At 70.8% G+C, this 19,836-nt stretch carries 16 protein-coding genes; 11 read left to right on the top strand and 5 right to left on the bottom strand.

Features of this window, described 5'->3' with window-relative positions:
* Positions 1 to 53: 53 nt before the first annotated feature.
* From Q3A80_RS18385 to coxB, 4 genes are read right to left on the bottom strand one after another with little or no spacing between them, the layout of a single operon-like run.
* Positions 54 to 1,625, bottom strand: coding sequence for a c-type cytochrome (locus Q3A80_RS18385; RefSeq protein WP_446330345.1), 1,572 nt, complete (start codon positions 1,623 to 1,625; stop codon positions 54 to 56).
* Complete coding sequence (locus Q3A80_RS18380) at positions 1,616 to 2,017, bottom strand: cytochrome C oxidase subunit I (protein WP_446330344.1); 402 nt, start codon at positions 2,015 to 2,017, stop codon at positions 1,616 to 1,618. The genes Q3A80_RS18385 and Q3A80_RS18380 overlap by 10 nt, the downstream gene beginning before the upstream one ends.
* On the bottom strand, positions 2,014 to 4,653 hold the full coding sequence (gene ctaD / locus Q3A80_RS18375) for a cytochrome c oxidase subunit I (protein ID WP_446330343.1): 2,640 nt from the start codon (positions 4,651 to 4,653) through the stop codon (positions 2,014 to 2,016). Before ctaD ends, Q3A80_RS18380 begins: the two co-directional genes overlap by 4 nt.
* Before the next feature lie 13 nt (positions 4,654 to 4,666).
* Positions 4,667 to 5,686, bottom strand: coding sequence for a cytochrome c oxidase subunit II (coxB, locus tag Q3A80_RS18370; protein WP_446330342.1), 1,020 nt, complete (start codon positions 5,684 to 5,686; stop codon positions 4,667 to 4,669).
* 318 nt (positions 5,687 to 6,004) lie between these two features.
* Between coxB and Q3A80_RS18365 the strand changes: the two genes are divergently transcribed.
* Positions 6,005 to 6,988: an SDR family oxidoreductase gene (locus Q3A80_RS18365; RefSeq protein WP_446330341.1), complete on the top strand. Its 984-nt coding sequence runs from the start codon at positions 6,005 to 6,007 to the stop codon at positions 6,986 to 6,988.
* 5 nt (positions 6,989 to 6,993) lie between these two features.
* On the top strand, positions 6,994 to 8,772 hold the full coding sequence (locus tag Q3A80_RS18360) for a glycoside hydrolase family 15 protein (RefSeq protein WP_446330340.1): 1,779 nt from the start codon (positions 6,994 to 6,996) through the stop codon (positions 8,770 to 8,772).
* Positions 8,773 to 8,832: 60 nt separating this feature from the next.
* On the opposite strand, the gene Q3A80_RS18355 is transcribed toward Q3A80_RS18360, so the two are convergent.
* A complete protein-coding gene (locus Q3A80_RS18355; protein ID WP_446330339.1) occupies positions 8,833 to 10,659 on the bottom strand; it encodes a thiamine pyrophosphate-requiring protein in 1,827 nt (608 codons plus the stop codon).
* A gap of 173 nt (positions 10,660 to 10,832) precedes the next feature.
* Here Q3A80_RS18355 and Q3A80_RS18350 point away from each other — a divergent pair, with 173 nt between their 5' ends.
* The 9 genes from Q3A80_RS18350 (at position 10,833) to Q3A80_RS18310 (ending at position 19,819) form a co-directional block, all read left to right on the top strand.
* Positions 10,833 to 11,933 (top strand): enolase C-terminal domain-like protein, encoded by a 1,101-nt coding sequence (locus tag Q3A80_RS18350; RefSeq protein WP_446330338.1) that lies wholly within the window; start codon positions 10,833 to 10,835, stop codon positions 11,931 to 11,933.
* A 72-nt stretch (positions 11,934 to 12,005) separates the two neighbouring features.
* A complete protein-coding gene (locus tag Q3A80_RS18345) occupies positions 12,006 to 12,857 on the top strand; it encodes a hypothetical protein (RefSeq protein WP_446330337.1) in 852 nt (283 codons plus the stop codon).
* A complete protein-coding gene (locus tag Q3A80_RS18340; protein WP_446330336.1) occupies positions 12,854 to 13,513 on the top strand; it encodes a gluconate 2-dehydrogenase subunit 3 family protein in 660 nt (219 codons plus the stop codon). Before Q3A80_RS18345 ends, Q3A80_RS18340 begins: the two co-directional genes overlap by 4 nt.
* Positions 13,503 to 15,170, top strand: coding sequence for a GMC family oxidoreductase (locus Q3A80_RS18335; protein WP_446330335.1), 1,668 nt, complete (start codon positions 13,503 to 13,505; stop codon positions 15,168 to 15,170). The genes Q3A80_RS18340 and Q3A80_RS18335 overlap by 11 nt, the downstream gene beginning before the upstream one ends.
* A 70-nt stretch (positions 15,171 to 15,240) precedes the next feature.
* Positions 15,241 to 15,633, top strand: coding sequence for a CopM family metallochaperone (gene copM, locus Q3A80_RS18330; protein ID WP_446330334.1), 393 nt, complete (start codon positions 15,241 to 15,243; stop codon positions 15,631 to 15,633).
* Between the two features lie 114 nt (positions 15,634 to 15,747).
* The gene (locus Q3A80_RS18325; protein WP_446330333.1) at positions 15,748 to 17,178 is read left to right on the top strand and encodes a cytochrome ubiquinol oxidase subunit I; all 1,431 of its coding nucleotides are present in this window, start codon (positions 15,748 to 15,750) and stop codon (positions 17,176 to 17,178) included.
* Positions 17,165 to 18,178, top strand: coding sequence for a cytochrome d ubiquinol oxidase subunit II (gene cydB / locus Q3A80_RS18320; protein ID WP_446330332.1), 1,014 nt, complete (start codon positions 17,165 to 17,167; stop codon positions 18,176 to 18,178). Before Q3A80_RS18325 ends, cydB begins: the two co-directional genes overlap by 14 nt.
* Before the next feature lie 27 nt (positions 18,179 to 18,205).
* Positions 18,206 to 18,946, top strand: coding sequence for an FRG domain-containing protein (locus tag Q3A80_RS18315; protein ID WP_446330331.1), 741 nt, complete (start codon positions 18,206 to 18,208; stop codon positions 18,944 to 18,946).
* A 390-nt stretch (positions 18,947 to 19,336) separates the two neighbouring features.
* On the top strand, positions 19,337 to 19,819 hold the full coding sequence (locus Q3A80_RS18310; protein ID WP_446330330.1) for a BON domain-containing protein: 483 nt from the start codon (positions 19,337 to 19,339) through the stop codon (positions 19,817 to 19,819).
* The last annotated feature ends 17 nt before the right edge of the window (positions 19,820 to 19,836 follow it).

The following is a 19,836-nucleotide window of genomic DNA, read 5'->3' as shown; positions in this document are numbered from 1 at the left end:
GTCGACCGGCGCGGGGGCGTGCACGGGTGACATGCAGTGCGCGCGCTACGCCGCTATCGATGAATCGCCGCCCGCAACCGCCTCACGTCCTGCTCGGACACCGGCGCGGCGCGATTCCCCCACGCGCCGCGCACGTAGCTGACAACCGCGGCGATTTCGCTGCTCGTCAGCGCGCCGCGCATCGCCGGCATCCGCTGCACGGGGCCGTGCGTACCCGGCGCGGGCCGCGCACCTTCGACGACGATCCGGATCGCGCTCGTCGGGTCCGCGGCGAGCACGGCCGAATTCCCGGCGAGCGCCGGCCCGTGATCGCGCACGCCCGCACCGTCCGCGCCGTGACATCGTGCGCAGAACCCCGCATACACGCCTGCCCCCGGCGCCTGCTGACCGCCTTCCGGGCGCGGGCCGGCCGGCGTCAGCCGCGCTACGCCGACGCCGAGCGGATTCGTCGCGGCAGTCGGTTGCGCGCGCAACGATTTGAGGTAGACGGCGATCGCGTGTCGGTCGGTATCGGTGAGCAATGCGGTGCTCTCGCCGACGACCGGTCCCATCGCGCCGAACACGGCGCCGCGCGCCGCATGGCCGCTGCGCAGGAAAGTGGCGACGTCGTCGACGCTCCAGCGGCCGAGGCCGTCCGCCTGTGCGCCGGTCAGGTTCGGCGCGAACCAGTGATCGTTGATGCCGCCGGTCAGGAACGCCGGGCTGTGCTCGTCGTAGCCGCGCTCGTTGTACGCCGGCCCGCGCGGCGTATGGCACGCGCCGCAGTGGCCGAGCCCCTGCACGAGATACGCGCCGCGATTCCATTCCGACGATTGCGACGGCTGCGGCACGAAGCGGTCGTGGTTCGCGAACGCGAGATTCCATAGCGTGAGCGCCCAGCGCTGGTTGAACGGAAACGGCAGCGCCGTGCGCTTCGCGGCGTTCGCGGACGGCGCGACGCCGCGCATGAAGTACGCATAGAGCGCGCGCACGTCGTCGTCGGTCATGCGCGCGAACGACGGATACGGCATTGCCGGATACAGCCGGCTGCCGTCCGCGCGCACGCCGCGCCGCAATGCATCGTCGAATTCGCGCAGCGTGTAGTTGCCGATGCCGTGCGTCGGGTCCGGCGTGATGTTCGGCGCATAGATCGGCCCGAACGGCGAATTCACCGGCTGGCCGCCCGCGTACGGCGTGTGATCGGCCGCGTCGTGGCACGCCGCGCAATCGCCGGCGAGCGCGAGGTAGCGGCCGCGCGCGATCGTCGCGGCGTCGGCGCTCGCGGCCGCAGCGGCCACGACGGGGCGCCGGGCGGCAGCGGCTGACGACGCGTTCGGTGGCGCGGTGGCCCCCGACGATGGCGACGCCGCGGCAGGCGACGCGGCCAGCCGCGGATCGCCGTTCACGCGGGCCGACATCGACGCACCGGCATCGGCCGCCGACGCGCGGATCCGCACGAACCGCCAGCCCGACGCGGGCTCGGGCGCTTCCGCCTGCGACGCGGCGTCCGCCGTATCGCCGGCAGATACGGCACGATCGTCCTCATGCACGTCGCAAGCGGCGAGCGCGGCGAGGAGCGCGAGCGCGAACGCGACGCCCGCGCGGCGGCGCATATTGAAGATCGTACCGGACCCGATCATCGCCATGGACTGCACGGCCCCACGAAAGCGGTGACGATCCCCGTGAACACGAGGCCGATCACGAAGCCGAGCGCGGCGAGCATCCCGCAGCGCGCGAGGAATCGCGTGCTGTCGTCGCGCGTCGCGGCCTGCACGTTCGCGTCGTGCCTGCGTTGCCACGTGCGCGCGAGCCACGCGGCGAACACGGCCGCCAGCGCGAACGTGCATGCGGCAATCAGCGCCAGCCACACGCCGACGTGCGCCCAGCGCGGCGCGGCCTGCGCGACGCCGAGCGGATAGCATGCGGTCGACGCGAGCGTCTCGGACGCGAGCATCTGCGCGAACCACAGCGCCGGCGCGCCGACCAGGCCGGCCGCGATCGCGAGCAACGGGGTCCACGCGCGTCGTGTGCCGTTCATCCCGGTCTCCTGAGCCAGTACGGCGACACGTACAGCGCGGTGAAGATGAACAGCCACACGATGTCGACGAAGTGCCAGTAGAGCCCGCCGACGGTGAGCGCGACGCGCCGCTCGCGGCCGAAGAAGCCGGCGGCGGTCCAGCCGGCGAGCAGCGCGAGGATCACGAGGCCGGCCACGACGTGCGCGAGGTGGAAGCCGGTGATCGTGAAGTACAGGCTGCCGTACAGGTGCGCGGTCGGCCCGTACGGATGATCGCGCCACTCGTGCAGCTGCACGAGCGCGAACGCGATGCCGAGCACCAGCGCGACGACGAGCGCGGCCACCGCGTGCGGCCGCCTGCCCGCGCGCACCGCGCGCTCGGCCAGCCACACGAACACGCTGCTCGACAGCAGCACGGCCGTGTTGCCCGCCGCGAGGCCGATCTTCGGCATGCCTTCGGGCGGCCACGGCGCGGCCGATTGCGACTGCAGGTAGAAGTAGCAGAACAGCAGGTAGCCGAACAGCCCGGCCTCGGTAGCGATCAGCGTCAGCACGCCCCACCATCCGCCCGCGCGCTCGCCGCAACTGCCGACCGGCAACGGCTCGACGCATGCGGCCGGCGCGGCGGCGGGCACCGCCTCCGATGGCGGTTCGTCAGGATGCGGCCCGGCAGCGGCCGACGGCGCCTGGGTGGCGTCGCGGCCCGGCAGCCGCGCACGCTGCCCGAGCGGGCGGCGCGGCCACAGCCACGCGACGGTCGCGATCGCGCAGCCGGCCGTTGCCGCGCAGACGAGCGTCGGCGAGCGCGCGAGCATCGCCGCGAACAGGGCGGTCGCGAGCAGCGCGAGCACGAACGGCACGCAGCTGTCTTCGGGCATCTTCAGGATCGCGCTCGGCTGCGCCGCGAGCGGCGTGACCGCGAGTGCCTCGCGCCCGTCCGCGAGCCGGTAACCGACCCGCAGGCTGGTGCGTTTCGGATCGTCGCGCGTTTCCCACAGCGGGTGCCGCGACGCGATCAGCGGCAGCACCGCGAAGTTGTACACGGGCGTCGGCGACGCGACCGACCATTCGAGCCCGGGCGCGCCCCACGGATTCTCGCCGGCGCGCGCACCGCGCCGCGCGCTGACGAGCGCGTTGACGACGAACATCACGATGCCGATCCCGAAGACGAACGAACCGACCGTGGTCAGCAGGTTCGATGTGTCCCAGCCCATCCCGGACGGATAGGTATAGATGCGGCGCGGCATTCCGAGCAGCCCGGAGATGTGCATCGGGAAGAAGCCGACGTTGAAGCCGATGAGCACGACCCAGAACGTCAGTTTTCCGAACCGCTCGTTCATCATTCGCCCGGTGAACTTCGGGAACCAGTACGTGATGCCGCCGAGCACCGGGAATACGTTGATGCCGAGCAGCACGTAATGCAGGTGCGCGACGACGAAGTACGTGTCGGTCAACTGCCAGTCGAGCGGCACCGCGGCGGTCATCACGCCCGACACGCCGCCGATCACGAACATCAGCACGAAGCCCGCGAAATACAGGAACGGCGTGCGGAATACCGGGCGGCCGGTCCAGATCGTCGCGAGCCATGCGAACACCGCGACCGCGCTCGGGATCGAGATCAGCATGCTGGCCGCGCCGAAGAACGCGAGCGCGAGCGGCGCGATGCCGGTCGCGAACATGTGGTGAACCCACACTTCGAAGCCGATCAGCATCGTCGCGACCGTCGACACCGCGACGGCCTCGTATGCGACGAGCGGTCGCCGGCAGAAGGTGGGCAGCGCGTCCGACACGATCCCCATCGCCGGCAGCACGACCACGTACACCCACGGATGCGCGAACATCCAGAACAGGTGCTGCCACAACAGTGGCCGGCCGTCGTTCGCGACGTCGAAGAAGTGCGTGCCGGCATTGCGGTCGAGCCACAGCAGCAGAAAGGCGAGGCTGACCGACGGGACCGCCAGCAGGTTCGCGACCGACGCGGTCAGCGTGCCCCACACGATGATCGGCAGCCGGTCGATCGACATCCCGTGCGCGCGCATGCGCAGCAGCGTGACGACGAAGTTCGCGGCGCCGCCGGTCGTCGAGATGCCGAGCAGGATCATCCCGAGCGCATAGATGTCGATGTTTGCGCCCGCGCTGTAGTCGAGCGACGTGAGCGGCACGTAGTTGAACCAGCCGCCGTCGGGCACCGCGCCGAGCGGAAAGCTCGCATACAGGAACAGCCCGGCGAACAGGAACGCCCAGTACGAGAACGCGTTCAGGCGCGGGAACGCCATGTCGCGCGAGCCGAGCATCAGCGGCCACAGATAGTTCGCGAAGCCGGACAGCACCGGCAGCGCGTACAGGAAAATCATCGTGACGCCGTGCATCGTGAACAGCGAATCGTATTGCGCGGGCGTGAGCACCGTCGCGTTCGGCCGCGCGAGCTGGATGCGCATCACGAGCGCCTCGACGCCGCCGAGCAGCAGGAACGCGAACGCGGTGACGATGTAGCGCAGCCCGATGCGCTTGTGATCGACGGTGCCGAGCCAGCCGCGCCAGCCCGGCGCCGATTCCCACAGCTCGGCCAGTTCGCGTTCGTGCGCGGAACCCGGCGGCGCCTCGCCGAGATCGGGCACGCGGCTGAGCGGCGTGGGCGTGTCGCGGGCAACGGCCATCGTCATCCTCCGTTCAGTGCAGCGTGGCGAGATACGCGGCGAGATCGTCGGCGTCGCGCGGGGCGAGCGCGAACGACGGCATCAGCGTCAGCGGCTTGATCTGCTGCGCATGCGCGATCCAGCGCCGCAAGTTGTCCGGCGTGTTGTCGAGCGTGCCGGCCGCGAGCAGCCGGCGCGCACCGAGATGCGACAGGTCGGGGCCTGCGTCGCCGGCCGCGTCGGTGCCGCGCACCGCGTGGCAGCCCGCGCAGCGCGCGGCGAATACACGCCAGCCGCGCTGTTCGGCGCCGGCCGCCGGGACGGGCGCGGGCTGCCGCTGCGCGGCGAGCCACGCGCGGAACGCGTCCGGCGGTTCGGCGACGACTTCGAACGCCATGTGCGCATGCTGCGCGCCGCAGTATTGCGAGCACTGGCCGCGATAGACGCCGGGCCGGTCCGCCTGCAGCCACTGATGATTGGTCTGGCCGGGGATCGTCTGGGTCTTGCCGGCCAGCTGCGGCACCCAGAACGCGTGAATCACGTCGGCGCTCTTCAGGTCGATTGCGACCGGCTCGCCGACGGGGATGTGAATCTCGTTCGCGGTGACGAACGCGGCGCCGCCCGCGTCGTCCGGATAGCGGACCGACCACCACCAGTCGTGCGCGGTCACGACGATCGTCAGCGCGGGCGGGCTCGGCGGCGACGCGACCGTGCCGAGCACGCGCAGCATGTACACGAGCGCGCCGAACAGCAGCACGATCGAGATCGCGGTGCCGACCGCCACGATCGTCAGCCCGCTGCCGTGGCCGCCTGCCTGCGCGCGGCGGCGAAACAGGGCGATCAGCAGCAGCACGGCGATCGCGACGCACACGAACGTGCACAGTGCGAGCAGCGCCCAGCCGAGCACGAACACCGGCTGCGCGGCGGGGCCCGCCGCATGGGCGACGTACGCGAGCGGCAGCGGCCCGGCCGGCGCGGTCGATGCGTCGGACGCGGCGGCAGCGCGTGCGAGCGCCGGCGCGACGCTGCACGCGGCAGCGGCGTGGCGAACCATACGATGCGCTTTCAGGAACGGCGGGACGAGCAATACGACTCCTTGCCGGATTCGACGGCACGACGACAAGCCGTTCGCGGCGGAGCAAGTTCCATGCGTGCGCGGCGCGCGCGCATGCGGCGCCGGCGCTGCATGCGCGATATCCGGCGCGTTACAGCGGCCTTGTAAATTTGGCGCCCGTTCACGCCGCGCGCGCGAATTGCGCGGTTCTCCCGTTGCGCGGTACGCCGCTTGCTAGGTCGATCGCGTTCCGGCACGCAGTTTCGGCCCTGTCCCGGCGGCGCACCGGCCCCTATCGAAAAACGGGAGGAATTCACCGTGAAGACCGTCGCGATTACCGGCGCGAGTGCCGGCGTCGGTCGCGCGACCGCCCATGCGTTCGCGCGCCTCGGCGCCAACGTCGCGCTACTCGCGCGCGATCCGCGTGCGCTTGACGACACTGCGAGCGAAGTGCGTGCTTATGGCGTCGAAGCGCTGCCGATCGCCGTGGACGTCAGCGATGCGGCCGCGCTCGATGCGGCCGCCGAGCGCATCGAGAACGAGCTCGGCCCGCTCGACGTGTGGGTCAACAACGCGATGGTGACGGTGTTCGCGCCGTTCGACGAGATTTCGCCGGAAGACTATGCGCGCGTGACCGACGTCACCTATCTGGGCTGCGTGAACGGCACGCGCTCGGCGCTCGCGCGGATGTCCGCGCGCAATCGCGGCACGATCGTGCAGGTCGGCTCCGCGCTCGCGTACCGCTCGATTCCGCTGCAGTCGCCGTACTGCGGCGCGAAGCATGCGATCCGCGGCTTCACCGACGCGCTGCGCTGCGAGCTGCTGCATGCGAACAGCCGCGTGCACGTGACCATGGTGCAGCTGCCCGCGATCGACACGCCGCAGTTCGACTGGGCCGAATCGAAGTTGCCGCACGAGCCGCGCCCGGTCGCACCCGTCTATGCGCCCGAAGTCGCGGCCGACGCGATCGTGGCGGCCGCGCGCCATCCGGGCCGCGAGCGCTGGGTCGGCTGGTCGTCGCTCGCCGCGATCGTCGCGAATGCGCTCGCGCCTGCGTGCTTCGACCGCTATCTCGCGCTGACGGCCGTGCGCGGCCAGCAGCGCGAGACGCTCGCCGTGCCGCGCGACTCGAACCTGTGGCATACGGTGCCGGGCCGTCATGCGACGCGCGGCGCGTTCGCTGCCGAAGCGCGCCGCACCGGCGCGGAGGCCGGCCTCGGCACGACGCGCGCGCTCGCGTACGGCGCAGTCTTCGCGATGCTCGCCGCCGCGTGGGTCGCCGCGCGCAAGATCGACCGGTGAGCGCGATGCGGATCGAGGACTACGCGCTGATCGGCGACGGCCGCAGTGCCGCACTCGTCGCGCTCGACGGCAGCATCGACTGGCTGTGCTGGCCGGACTTCGATTCGCCGCCATGCTTTGCGGCGCTCGTCGGCACGCCGGACAACGGCCGCTTCCGCATCGCGCCGCACGACCCGGATGCACGCGCGACGCGCCGCTATCTGCCGGGCACCGCGGTGCTCGAAACGCGCTTCGAAACCGCGTCGGGCTGCATCGCGATTACCGACTGGATGAGCTGGAACGCGCCCGATCCGTGCCTGATCCGCAGCGTGAGCGGCGAGCACGGGTCGGTCGACATCGACGTCGATCTGGGCGTGCGCTTCGACTACGGCAGCGCGTTGCCGTGGTGCCGCCGCTTCGGCCGGCGCTGGCGGATGATGACGGGCGGCGACGCGATGTGGCTCGACACCGACGCGACACTCGACGTGCAGAGCGACCGGCTCGTCGGCACGCTCAAGGTCGAGGCGGGCGCGCGCGTCGATTTCTGCATCAGCTACGCGCGCTCGTTCGACCGGGCGCCGGCCGTGCCCGACGCGTACGCGTCGCTGCGCGACACGCAGGCGTTCTGGCGCGTGTGGGCGGATTGCAACGCGGCCGAGGGCCCGTATCGCGACGCGATCGAGCGCGCGCTGATCACGGTGAAACTGGCGTCGAGCGTGCGCACCGGCGGCATCGTCGCCGCGCCGACGAGCTCGCTGCCCGAGCGCTTCGGCGGCAAGCGCAACTGGGATTACCGGTTCTGCTGGCTGCGCGACGCGAGCTTCACGTTGCGCGCGCTGGTGCGCTGCGGCTACCGCGACGAGGCAGCGCGCTGGCGCGACTGGCTGGTGCGCGCGATCGCCGATCATCCGTCGCAATTGCAGGTGCTGTATGCAGCCGACGGCGGCCGGCGCGCGGCGGAGTGGCACGCCGAGCACCTGGCCGGTTACGAAGGCGCGCAGCCGGTGCGCTTCGGCAACGCGGCGGCCGACCAGCTGCAGCTCGACGTGTACGGCGAAGTGCTCGGCGCGTTGTACCAGGCGCGCCGGCACGGATTGCCGCCCGACGACGACGCGTGGATGCTCGAACGCCGCCTGCTCGAACATCTGGCGACGATCTGGCGCGAGCCGGACGAAGGCATCTGGGAAGTGCGCAGCGGCCGGCACCAGTTCACGTCGTCGAAGGTGATGGTGTGGGCGGCCGTCGAAAGCGCGTACCGCTCCGCGAAAACGTTCGGCCATCACGCGCCGCTCGACGTGTGGCGCCGCTGGGCCGAGGCGGTGCGCGCCGATGTGCTGGCGCGCGGCTATCACGCGAAACTGGGGCGCTTCGTCGACCGCTACGACGGCGACGGGCTCGACGTGAGCCTGCTGCTGATTCCGCTGACGGGGATGCTCGATGCGGCCGATCCGCGCGTCGGCGCGACGGTCGCGGCGATCGAGCGCGAGCTGGTGGAGGACGGGCTGCCGTTCCGCTATCGGCCGCAGCGCTTCGCGGACGGCTGCGAGGGCGACGAGGGTGCGTTCGTCGCGGCCGGCTTCTGGCTCGCGCAGGTCTACCAGATGCAGGGCCGCGAAGACGACGCGCATGCGCAGTTCGAGCGGCTGCTGCGCCTGCGCAACGACGTCGGCCTGCTGGCGGAGGAATACGACGTACATGCGCAGCGCATGTGCGGCAATTTTCCGTTTACGCTCGGACAGGTCGGGCTCGTGAACGCGGCGCTCGCGCTGCAGGGCGACGGGCGCGACGACGTCGATATCGGCTGACGCACCGGGCCGCACCGCACGGCGCCGCAGTCGCGCCGCGCGGATTGCCGCCGGCGTTCGCTACGACTCGTGCTTGCCGCCCTTGCCGCCGTGTTCGCCGTTGCCCGGCAGCACGGCCGACAGCACCTGCCGCGCCGTCTCGACGATCACGTTCGCTTCGCGCGCATCGCCCTTCACCAGCGTCTCGGCGAAATGCTTCGCCTGCTGCAGCGTCACGTGCGGCGGCAGCGGCGGCACCTCCGGATCGCTCTTCACCTCGAGCACGACCGGCCGGTCGGACGCGAGCGCCTCGTCCCACGCGGCGCCCAGCTGTTCCGGATCGTCGACGTAGATGCCTTTCAGCCCGAGCAGCGTTGCGAAGCGATAGTACGGCACGTTCGGAATCTGCTGCGACGCGTCGAACTTCGGATCGCCTTCCATCACGCGCTGCTCCCACGTGACCTGGTTCAGGTCCTCGTTGTTCAGCACCATGCAGATCCAGCGCGGATCGGGCCATTGCCGCCAGTACTTCGCGACGGTGATCAGTTCTGCCATGTTGTTCATCTGCATCGCGCCGTCGCCGACCATCGCGATCACCGGACGCACCGGATACGCGAACTTCGCGGCAATCGCATACGGCACCGCCGCGCCCATCGATGCGAGGCCACCGGACAGCGAGCCCATCATCCCGCGCCGGATCATCAGGTCGCGCGCGTACCAGTTTGCGCAGGAGCCCGAATCGCTCGTCAGGATCACGTCGTCGGGCAGCCGCGGCGACAGCTCGGTGAACGCGCGCTGCGGATTCACGCCGCGCCCGGCGGAAGCCTTTGCGGCCGCCCGCGCGGCGAGCGTGTCGTGCCAGTCGGCGTTCCATTTCGCGATCCGCTCGCGCCACCCGGTATCGTGCCGCTCCTTCAGCAGCGGCAGCAGCGCGCGCAGCGTTTCCGCGCTGTCGCCGACGAGGTTCACCTCCATCGGATAGCGCAGGCTCAGCATGTCGGCCTTCAGGTCGATCTGCACGCCGCGCGCCTGGCCTTCCTTCGGCAGAAATTCCGAATACGGGAACCCGGAGCCGACGACGAGCAGCGTGTCGCATTCGGTCATCAGCTCGTAGCTCGGCTTGGTGCCGAGCAGACCGATCGAGCCGGTCACCCACGGCAGGTCGTCCGGCAGCGCGGCCTTGCCGAGCAGCGCCTTCGCGGCGCCCGCGCCGAGCCGGTCGGCCACCGCGATCACCTCGTCGGTCGCGCGCAGCGCGCCCGCGCCGACCAGCATCGCGACCTTCTTGCCGCCATTGAGCACGTCGGCCGCGCGCTGCAGGTCGTCCGCATACGGTACGACCTTCGGCGCGGTGTAGCCGACGCCGGAGTGCACGGTGCCGTGCGCGCGCTTCGGCGGCGCGTAGTCGAGCTCCTGCAGGTCGTTCGGCAGCACCAGCGCGGTGACCGTGCGCGCGCTGAGCGCGATGCGCACCGCGCGGTCGACCAGATGGCGCACCTGGCCCGGCACCACCGCAAGCTGGACGAATGCGCCCGCAACGTCCTTGTAGAGTGCCGACAGATCGACTTCCTGCTGATAGTGGCCGCCGAGCGCCGCACGCGCCTGCTGGCCGACGATCGCGAGCAGCGGCATGTGGTCGAGCCGCGCGTCGTACATCCCGGTCACGAGGTGCGCGGCGCCGGGGCCCGATGTCGCGACGCACACGCCGAGCTCGCCTGTAAATTTTGCATGCGCGGACGCCATGAACGCCGCCATCTCCTCGTGCCGCGCCTGGATGAATTCGATCTTGCCCTCGGCCCGGTTGAGTGCGCCGAAGAAGCCGTTGATGCCGTCGCCCGGGTAGCCGTATATGCGACGCACACCCCAGTCGTACAGCCGTTCGACGATGAAATCCGCCACTGTCGCCATGCCGTTTCTCCTTGGTTCCGGATGAGCCGATGAGCCGCGCGCGGGCCGTCGCCGTGCGCGGCGCTGCCCGGCGGCGCGCAAGTCGCGTGCCGTGCGGCGCCGCGCGACCGTGCCGGGCACGGGCGTTGCACGCGGGGGTTGCAAGCAAACAGCAAGCAATCCGGAGCGCGACGATGGCACTTTCCGACGCACCGGCGATCGACGACGTGCGCGCCAGCGCGTACCGCGTGCCGACCGACCGGCCCGAAGCCGACGGCACTTACGCATGGCACGCGACGACGATCGTCGTCGTCGAGATCGACGCGGGGCCCGTGACGGGGCTCGGCTACACGTACACGGACGCGAGCGCCGCGTCGCTCGTCGCATCGATGCTGGCCGACGTGCTGCGCAACCGGCCGCTTCCCGACATTCCGGCCGCCGTCGACGCGCTATGGCGCGCGGTGCGCAACGTCGGGCGCGCCGGCATCGCGGCGACCGCGATCTCCGCACTCGACGCCGCCCTGTGGGACGCGAAGGCGAAGTTCGCCGGCGTGCCGCTCGCGATCCTGCTCGGCCGCCTGCGCGAACGCGTGCCGGTGTACGGCAGCGGCGGCTTCACGACCTACGACGATGCGACGCTCGCCGCGCAACTCGACGGCTGGCGCAGCGAACACGTCGGTGCATGCAAGATCAAGATCGGCGCGCACGATGCGCGCGATCCGTCACGCGTGCGCGTGGCGCGCGACGCGCTTGGGCCCGACGTCGAGCTGTTCGTCGACGCGAACGGCGCGTATGCGGCGCGCACCGCGCTCGCGTTCGCGGAATCGGTCGAAGATTGCGCGATCCGCTGGTTCGAGGAGCCGGTCAGCAGCGACGACGTCGCAGGATTGCGGTTCGTGCGCGAGCACGTCGGTGCGCGGGTCGACGTCGCGGCCGGCGAATACGCGTATACGCCCGACGATTTCCGGCGGCTGCTCGAAGGCGGCGCGGTCGACGTGCTGCAGGCCGACGCGACGCGCTGCGGCGGCGTCAGCGGTTTTCTCGCGGCGGCTGCGCTCGCCGATGCGCATCACGTCGACGTGTCCGCGCATTGCGCGCCCGCGCTGCACCGCCACGTCGGTTGCGTCGCGCCGCGCATGCGCCACGTCGAGTGGTTTCACGATCACGTGCGGATCGAGCGAATGATGTTCGACGGCGCACCGGCGCTCGTCGACGGCGCGCTCGAGATCGATGCGACGCGCCCGGGCCTCGGCCTCGAACTGCGCGCGGCCGACGTCGCGGCATTCGCGATCTGAACGCGTCGGGCTGCATCCGCTTGTTTTGCGTCGATGCGGCGCGACGGACGACCATCACGGCAAGGAGGACCGATGCGACACTCCCGACCCCGCGCGGACGAGCACGACCGGTTGATGACCGATGCCGCGCGGCTGCTGAACCGCAGCGCGCTGCTGCTCGCCGGATCGGTGCTCGCCGACAGCGGCGTCGAGCACTATCGCGGCACGTTCCACAACCGCGCGATGGTCGCGCCGCTGGTGGCGTCGACGCTGTCGGTGCTCGCGAGCGTGCACGGCCATGCGGACGACACGCCCGAGCGCCACAAGCTGCGCGACGCCGTACACGTCGCAGCGGCGGCAGTCGGTCTCGCCGGTTCCGCGTTCCATCTGTACAACGTGACGAAGCGGCCCGGCCGTTTCAGCTGGCACAACCTGTTCTACGGGGCGCCGCTCGGCGCGCCGTTCGCGCTGCTGCTGTCCGGGCTGCTCGGCGCAACCGGCGAGCGGCTGCGCGCGTGTCCGGCCGACGCACCGCGCCTCGCCGGACTGCCGGCCGGCCGTGCGCTGTCCGGACTGGTCGCGGCCGGACTCGTCGGCACGCTCGGCGAAGTCGGGTTGCTGCATTTTCGCGGCGCATTCCAGCATCGTGCGATGTTCGTGCCGCTGATCGTGCCGCCGATTGCTGCACTGAGCGCCGCGCAGATCGCGATGTCGCGTCCGTCCGGCGACCGGCGCTTCTGCCGCTGGTGGATGCGCGCGACGGCCGTGCTCGGCTTCGTCGGCGTCGCGTTCCATGCGCGCGGCGTCGCGCGGCAGATGGGCGGCTGGCGCAACTGGTCGCAGAACGTGCTGTCGGGGCCGCCGCTGCCGGCGCCGCCGAGCTTCACCGCACTCGCGATCGCCGGCCTTGCCGCGACCGCGCTCGCCGAACGGGAGGCACGATGAAGCAACCCGACGACAACGCGGTCGCGCTGCCGCGCTATTCGAGTTACGACGTGCTCGCGAAGCGCGACACGCCATCGTGGAACGACGCGACCCGCCGCGCGATCGACGCGCGGCTGCGCGTCGCCGCGACCGCGCCGCGCCACTTCAACGCCGAGCAGTACGCGACGCTCGGCGCGCTGTGCGACCGCATCGTCCCGCAGCAGAAGGGCGGTGCCGGTCCGGTGCCGACCGCCGCGCTGATCGACGCGCGACTCGCGAGCGACGAAGGCGACGGCTTTCGCGACGCGCGGCTGCCGCCGTTGCGCGCCGCGTGGCATACGGGGCTCGCCGCGCTCGACGCGATGGCGCGCCACGCGCACGACCGTCCGTTCGCGTCGCTCGACGGGAAGGACGCCGATGCGCTGCTGCGCGCGGTCCAGCATGGCCGGATCGATCGTCAGGTCGAAGCCGCGTGGGCCGGCATGGACCCGCGCACGTTCTTCTCGAAGCGCGTGCTGATGGACATCTGCGGTGCGTACTACAGCCACCCGTTCGCATGGAACGAGATCGGCTTCGGCGGCCCGGCGAGCCCGCGCGGCTACGTGCGGATGGATTTCAACCGGCGCGACCCGTGGGAAGCGCAGGTGGATGCGGAGGGCGATCGCGATGGGCGCTGATTCGCTGTACGCCGACAAGCCGCGCGGCTGCGACGGCCGCGCGCCCGATCCGCTGCGGGTCGGCGGCTGGTCGCCGATGCGGATGTTCCGCGACGACGAGCCGGTCGACTTCGTGATCGTCGGCACCGGCGCGGGCGGCGGCACGCTCGCGTGCCGGCTCGCCGAGCACGGCTTTTCGGTCGTCGCGCTCGATGCGGGCGCCTGGTGGCGGCCGCTCGAGGAATTCGCATCCGACGAAGCGCACCAGCGCAAGCTGTTCTGGACCGACGAGCGGATCTGCGACGGCGCGAACCCGCTGACGCTCGGCACCAACAACAGCGGCCGCGCGATCGGCGGCAGCACCGTGCACTTCGCGATGGTGTCGCTGCGCTTCCGGCCCGAATGGTTCCGCTCGCGCACGCTGCTCGGCTACGGCGTCGACTGGCCGCTCGACTGGCGCGAGATGTGGCGCTACTACCGCGAGGTCGAGCAGGCGCTGAAGATCAGCGGGCCGGTGAACTATCCGTGGGGGCCGCCGCGCCCGCGCTATCCGTACCGCGCACACGAACTCAATGCGGCCGCGCTCGTGCTTGCGCGCGGCGCCGACGCGCTCGGCATCGGCTGGACGCCGACCCCGCTCGCGACGCTGTCCGCGCCGCGCGGCCGTGCGCATCCGTGCGTATATCGCGGCTTCTGCATCGCCGGCTGCGCGACCAACGCGAAGCAGAGCGCGCTCATCACGTGGATCCCGCGCGCGGTCGCGGCCGGCGCCGAAGTGCGCGATCTCGCGATGGCGTTGCGGATCGAAGCCGAAGGCGATCGCGTGACGGGCGTCCACTACCGGCGCGACGGCCGCACGCATTTCCAGCGCGCGCGCAACGTCGTCGTCGCGGGCTACGCGATCGAGACGCCGCGATTGCTGCTGCTGTCCGCGAACGGGCGTCATCCGCAGGGACTCGCGAACAGCTCGGGCCTCGTCGGCCGCTACATGATGGCGCAGCTGAACCAGGCGTCGTGGGGGACGATGGACGACGAGGTGCGCTGGTACAAGGGGCCGCCGTCGCTGTCGATCACCGAGCACTGGAACTACGCGGACGACGGCAAGGATTTCTTCGGCGGCTACTGCTGGATGAGCCAGGGGCCGCTGCCGATCGAATGGGCGCGCAAGATTGCCGGGCGCGGGCTGTGGGGCGACGCGCTAAAGCGCGAGATGGCGCGCTACAACTTCCAGGCCGGGCTGAAGATCGTCGGCGAGACGCTGCCGCGCGACGACAACCGCGTGACGCTCGCGGACGAGCGCGACGCGTTCGGGCTGCCGGTTGCACGCGTCACCTATTCGTACGACGACAACGACCGCCGGATGCTGCGCCATGCGTTCGCGCAGATGGACCGTTCGCTGGAACTCGCCGGCGCGCGCGACATCTGGCACGAGGAAGACGACACGTGCCACCTCGCGGGCACCGTGCGGATGGGCGACGACCCGGCGACGAGCGTCGTCGATGCCGACTGCCGCAGTTGGGACATCCCGAACCTGTGGGTCTGCGACGGCTCGGTGTTTCCGACCGTCGGCGGCGTGAACCCGTCGCTGACGATCCAGGCGATCGCGTGCCGCACGGCCGACCGCATCCGCACGCTCGTCGCGCGCGGTGAAGCGCATGCGCGCGCGCGGTGGCGGTAGGTGCGGCCGTTGCGCTGCGCGCCGTGTGCCGCACGCAGCGTCCCTGCAATCAACCTCGAGGAGTTAAGACATGGCCGTTTTCACCCGCTGCCCAGCGCGCGCGACCCGCTATTGCGCCGCGTGCGCACTGCTGGCCGCCACCGTCGTCGCATCGCCCGGGTGGGCGCAGTTGCGCCCGCCCGCCCCGGCGACCGTTCCGGACTCGTCGACGCAGGCGTACAAGCGCGCCGACCGCAGGATGATGGATGCGATGGAAGGCGCGCGCTACACCGGCGACGCCGATCGCGATTTCGTGTCGCACATGGCGCCGCATCATCAAGGCGCGATCGACATGGCGCAGGTCGAACTGAAGTACGGCAAGGATCCGACGCTGCGCAAGCTCGCGAGCCGCATCATCGCCGCGCAGCGCGACGAGATCGCGTTGATGGAGCGCTGGCAGAAGGAGCATGGCGCGACGCCGTGAACGGAACCATGCCGATCGCGCGGCGGTGATCGCGGAGCAGCGATTGCGCCGCTGCGTGCCGATGCGGTATCGCGCTTGCTCGATGCCGCGCATCGAGACCGGAGGGAGCACCGTATGGAAATCGATGCATTGCTGTTGTCGCGGTTCCAGTTCGCATGGGTGATCGCGCTGCATATCCTGCTGCCCGCGTTCACGGTCGGACTGTCGTGTTACATCGCGACGCTCGAGGTGCTGCACTGGGCGACCGGACGCGACGTGTATGCGCGGCTGTCGCGGTTCTGGCTGCGGATCTTCGCGGTGTCGTTCGGGATGGGCGTCGTGTCGGGCATCGTGATGCCGTTCCAGTTCGGCACGAACTGGAGCCGCTTCGTCGCGGCGACGTCGAACGTCGTCGGCGGCTTCATGGCCTACGAGGTGCTGACCGCGTTCTTCCTCGAATCGGCGTTCCTCGGCGTGCTGCTGTTCGGCCGCACGCGCGTGCCGCGGTGGGCGCATGCGATGTCGGCCGTGATGGTCGCGCTCGGCACGCTGCTGTCGTCGTTCTGGATCCTCGCGGTCAACAGCTGGATGCAGACGCCGACCGGCTACCGGATCGTCGACGGCCGCTTCTATCCGGACAGCATGCTGTCGGTGCTGCTGAGCCCGTCGTTTCCGTTTCGCCTCACGCACACCGTCACCGCGTTCCTCGTGACAACCGCGTTCGTGATACTCGGCGTCGGCGCGCATTACCTGCTGCAGCGGCGCGCGCTGGAGGAAAGCCGGGTGATGGTGAAGATGGCGCTGTTCTTCCTGACGATCGCGGTGCCGGTGCAGATCGCGCTCGGCGACGCACACGGGCTGAACACACTCGAACACCAGCCGACCAAGCTCGCGGCGATGGAAGGGCTGTGGGATACCGGGCGCGGCGTGCGCGCGACGCTGTTCGCGCTGCCGGACGAGACGAGCGAGACGAACCGCTTCGAGGTGTCGATCCCGAAGCTCGGCAGCCTGTATCTGACGCACGACTGGAACGGCCTCGTGCACGGGCTGAAGGACTGGCCGCGCGACAGGCGCCCGCCCGTCGCAGTCGTGTTCTTCGCGTTCCACCTGATGGTCGGGCTCGGCGTGGTGATGCTGCTGATCATCGTGCGCGGGCTCACGCTGTGGCGCGGCCGGCGGCTGTACGAAAGGCGCGGCTGGCTCGCCGCGTGCCGCGTCGCGATCCCGATCGGCTTCTTCGCGGTGCTGGCCGGCTGGACGACGACCGAGGCCGGACGGCAGCCGTGGACCGTGTACGGACTGATGCGGACCGCGGATTCGGTCACGCCGTCGCTGACGACCGGCGACGTCGCGCTGTCGCTCGCGCTGTACGTGATCAGCTACATCGTGATCTTCGGCTCGGGCTTCGTGCTGCTGCGCCGGCTCGTGCGGATCGGGCCGACCGCGCCGGTGCGCCCGCATGCGGGCGAGCCGGAGAGCGACGCGTCCGCGCGCTCGGCGCGACCGCTGTCGGCCGTATCGGCCAGCGGCGCCGCACAACAGGAGGCGAACGATGACCGCACTTGACCTCGTCCCGCTGTGGGCCGGCGTGCTCGCGCTGTCGGTGCTGATGTACGTGCTGCTCGACGGCTTCGATCTCGGCGTCGGGATGCTGTTCTTCTGGCGCACCGACGAAGCCGAGCGCGACCGGATGATCGCGTCGGTGTCGCCGGTATGGGACTTCAACGAGACGTGGCTCGTGCTCGGCGGCACGCTGCTGCTCGCGGCGTTTCCCGGCGCATTCTCGGTGGTCGTGCCGGGCGTGTATTTCCCGGTGCTGCTGATGCTGCTCGGGCTGCTGTTTCGCGGCGTCGCGTTCGAGTTTCGCGGCGTGACCGGTGCGCGCAAGCGGCTGTGGAGCGGCGCATTCGCGTGCGGGTCGCTGGTCGCGACCGCCGGGCAGGGCGCGGTGCTCGGCATGTTCGTGCAGGGCTTCAAGGTCGTCGACGGCCGGTTCGCCGGCACCAGCTGGGACTGGGTCGCGCCGTTCCCGCTGGTGACCGCGGCCGGGCTCGTCGTCGGCTATCTGCTGCTCGGTTCGGCATGGCTCGTGATGAAGGCCGAAGGGCCGCTGCGCGCGGCCGCGCAACGCAGCGCGCGTTACGCGCTCGTCGGCGTGATCGTGTTCATCGTCGTGGTCAGCGTATGGACGCCGCTGGCCGACCGCGCCATCGCCGCGCGCTGGTTCGCGTGGCCGAACCTGCTGTTCTTCTCGCCGGTGCCAGTGCTGACCGCCGTGCTCGCGTGGCTCGCCGAGTGGGCGCTGCGGCGGGACCGCGACGTGCTGCCGTTCATCGCGTCGATCGGACTGTTCTTTCTCGGCTTCACCGGCCTGACGATCAGCCTGTGGCCGCACGTCGCGCCGCCGTCGATCACGCTGTGGTCGGCCGCATCCGCGCAGATGTCGCAGGAATTCCTGATGATCGGCACCGCGTTCATGCTGCCCGTGCTGCTGCTGTACGTGTGCTGGTCGTACTGGGTGTTTCGCGGCAAGGTGCGCGGCGATATCGGCTACGAGCACATGTGACGGCGGCGAACCGGGGAGGCGGCGACGATGGGACGTGAACGCGGCGCGACGAACGAGTCGATCGGCAGCATCGCCGACTACATGACCGCGATCGGCGCGGCGAACGGCGCGACGGCCGCGCGGCTGTTCCGCGGACAATGCAACGCGGGCTGGCCGCTCGTGCCGAGCATCGCGCGGCAATGCGCATCGCCCGACGTCGAGGCGCGGATGCTCGACGAATTCACGCGGCGTGCGCTGCCGCACCTCGACCCGGCGCCGAACCTCGACGCGTGCGACTGGCTCGCGCTCGCGCAGCAGCACGGGATGCGCACGCGACTGCTCGACTGGTCGGGCAATGCGCTGGCCGCACTGTGGTTCGCGGTGAGGACCGACAACGGCACCGGCGCCGACGGCGCGGTATGGTGCCTGTCGCACGACGCCGACGACATCGCGACGGCCGCCGAGCGGCGCGCGCCGCTGCAGGTCGACCGCACGAAGGTGTTCCGGCCGCGCCACGTGATGCCGAGAATCACCGCGCAGGACGGCTGGTTCACCATCCACCGCTACGACGCCGATTCGCAGGGTTTCGCGCCGCTCGACGAGGATCCGGATCTCGCCGGCCGTCTGACCAGGATCGTCGTGCCGTGCGACCGCTTTGCCGCGATCCGCCGGGAACTGGCGGGCGTCGGCGTCAGCATCGGGACGATCTTTCCGGACCTCGACGGCATTGCGCAACTAACGGACATCCGCTTTTTTCCCGACGACGAGGATACGCATGCGCCGCGGTGAGCGGGGGCGGGCCTGGCTGGCGTGCCGGCATGGGGGCGGTCGCGTTGGCATGCGCGTTGGCGTCCGCTTCGCGACACGCCGGGCTGGCGCGGCGTGCCGACGCGTGCCACGCCGGAACGACGGAGGACGCTGGCCGCAAGCCGCCGGCGAGCCGCGCGGCCCATCCGGTACATGCCGGCACGTCCGGCGCTTTCGCACGTGCAGCATCCGTACCGCGGATTTTTCAACCGCTTGTCATTTCGCTTGCACGGCTGCCGCGCAACGCGCTCCGCCCGTCGTACGTGGCACGGCGCGCGCGCGCCGTGCCGTCTGGCGGTACGGAGGAGGAACGTCACGTGCTGCACCCACCGACGAAGCCCGGCGGTTCCGGGTATCGACTACGGTGCTCCCATGACTTCCAGAACTCGTTCGAACAATCCGCTGTTGAATCTGGCGGTGGCCGTCGCGTGCGGCGCGGCGGCGATGTACTTCTTCGACCCGGCGTCCGGCAAGCGTCGGCGCGCCTACCTGCGCGACAAGGCGATCGCCGGCCGGCACGGTGTCGCCGACTACGCGACCACGCAGGCGAAGCGCGCGGCCGACCATGCGCGGGGCGCGATCGCGGGACTGCGCGCCGACTGGCTGGCGGGCGACGCGAACGACGCGCAGGTCACCGAGCGCGTACGCGCCGCGCTGGGCCATCTGGTTTCCCATCCGCGCGACGTCGACGTGACGGTCGAGCACGGTAACGTGCGCCTGAGCGGACAGGTGGAAGAAACGGAACGGCATGCGGTCGTCGACGGCGTGGCCGCGCTGCACGGCGTAAAGGCCGTCGAGGACGCGATGGGCGCGCGCAGCGAGTACAAGGCGCCGCCCGGCGGCCCGATGCACTGACGGCGAAACCGGCGTCG

It is taken from the genome of Burkholderia sp. SR8, assembly GCF_052851275.1.
Note: the sequence above shows the minus strand (reverse complement) of the source record. Positions and strands in the feature narration are given on the sequence as shown.

What these genes read in the sequence shown, in the direction of transcription:
- Q3A80_RS18355 (WP_446330339.1), bottom strand. Translation starts at nt 10,659, where the DNA reads ATGGCGACAGTGGCGGATTTCATCGTCGAACGGCTGTACGACTGGGGT.
- Q3A80_RS18380 (WP_446330344.1), bottom strand. Translation starts at nt 2,017, where the DNA reads ATGAACGGCACACGACGCGCGTGGACCCCGTTGCTCGCGATCGCGGCC.
- Q3A80_RS18345 (WP_446330337.1), top strand. Translation starts at nt 12,006, where the DNA reads ATGCGACACTCCCGACCCCGCGCGGACGAGCACGACCGGTTGATGACC.
- Q3A80_RS18360 (WP_446330340.1), top strand. Translation starts at nt 6,994, where the DNA reads ATGCGGATCGAGGACTACGCGCTGATCGGCGACGGCCGCAGTGCCGCA.
- copM (WP_446330334.1), top strand. Translation starts at nt 15,241, where the DNA reads ATGGCCGTTTTCACCCGCTGCCCAGCGCGCGCGACCCGCTATTGCGCC.
- cydB (WP_446330332.1), top strand. Translation starts at nt 17,165, where the DNA reads ATGACCGCACTTGACCTCGTCCCGCTGTGGGCCGGCGTGCTCGCGCTG.
- Q3A80_RS18385 (WP_446330345.1), bottom strand. Translation starts at nt 1,625, where the DNA reads ATGGCGATGATCGGGTCCGGTACGATCTTCAATATGCGCCGCCGCGCG.
- Q3A80_RS18325 (WP_446330333.1), top strand. Translation starts at nt 15,748, where the DNA reads ATGGAAATCGATGCATTGCTGTTGTCGCGGTTCCAGTTCGCATGGGTG.
- Q3A80_RS18340 (WP_446330336.1), top strand. Translation starts at nt 12,854, where the DNA reads ATGAAGCAACCCGACGACAACGCGGTCGCGCTGCCGCGCTATTCGAGT.
- Q3A80_RS18310 (WP_446330330.1), top strand. Translation starts at nt 19,337, where the DNA reads ATGACTTCCAGAACTCGTTCGAACAATCCGCTGTTGAATCTGGCGGTG.
- Q3A80_RS18335 (WP_446330335.1), top strand. Translation starts at nt 13,503, where the DNA reads ATGGGCGCTGATTCGCTGTACGCCGACAAGCCGCGCGGCTGCGACGGC.
- Q3A80_RS18350 (WP_446330338.1), top strand. Translation starts at nt 10,833, where the DNA reads ATGGCACTTTCCGACGCACCGGCGATCGACGACGTGCGCGCCAGCGCG.
- ctaD (WP_446330343.1), bottom strand. Translation starts at nt 4,653, where the DNA reads ATGGCCGTTGCCCGCGACACGCCCACGCCGCTCAGCCGCGTGCCCGAT.
- coxB (WP_446330342.1), bottom strand. Translation starts at nt 5,686, where the DNA reads ATGGTTCGCCACGCCGCTGCCGCGTGCAGCGTCGCGCCGGCGCTCGCA.
- Q3A80_RS18315 (WP_446330331.1), top strand. Translation starts at nt 18,206, where the DNA reads ATGGGACGTGAACGCGGCGCGACGAACGAGTCGATCGGCAGCATCGCC.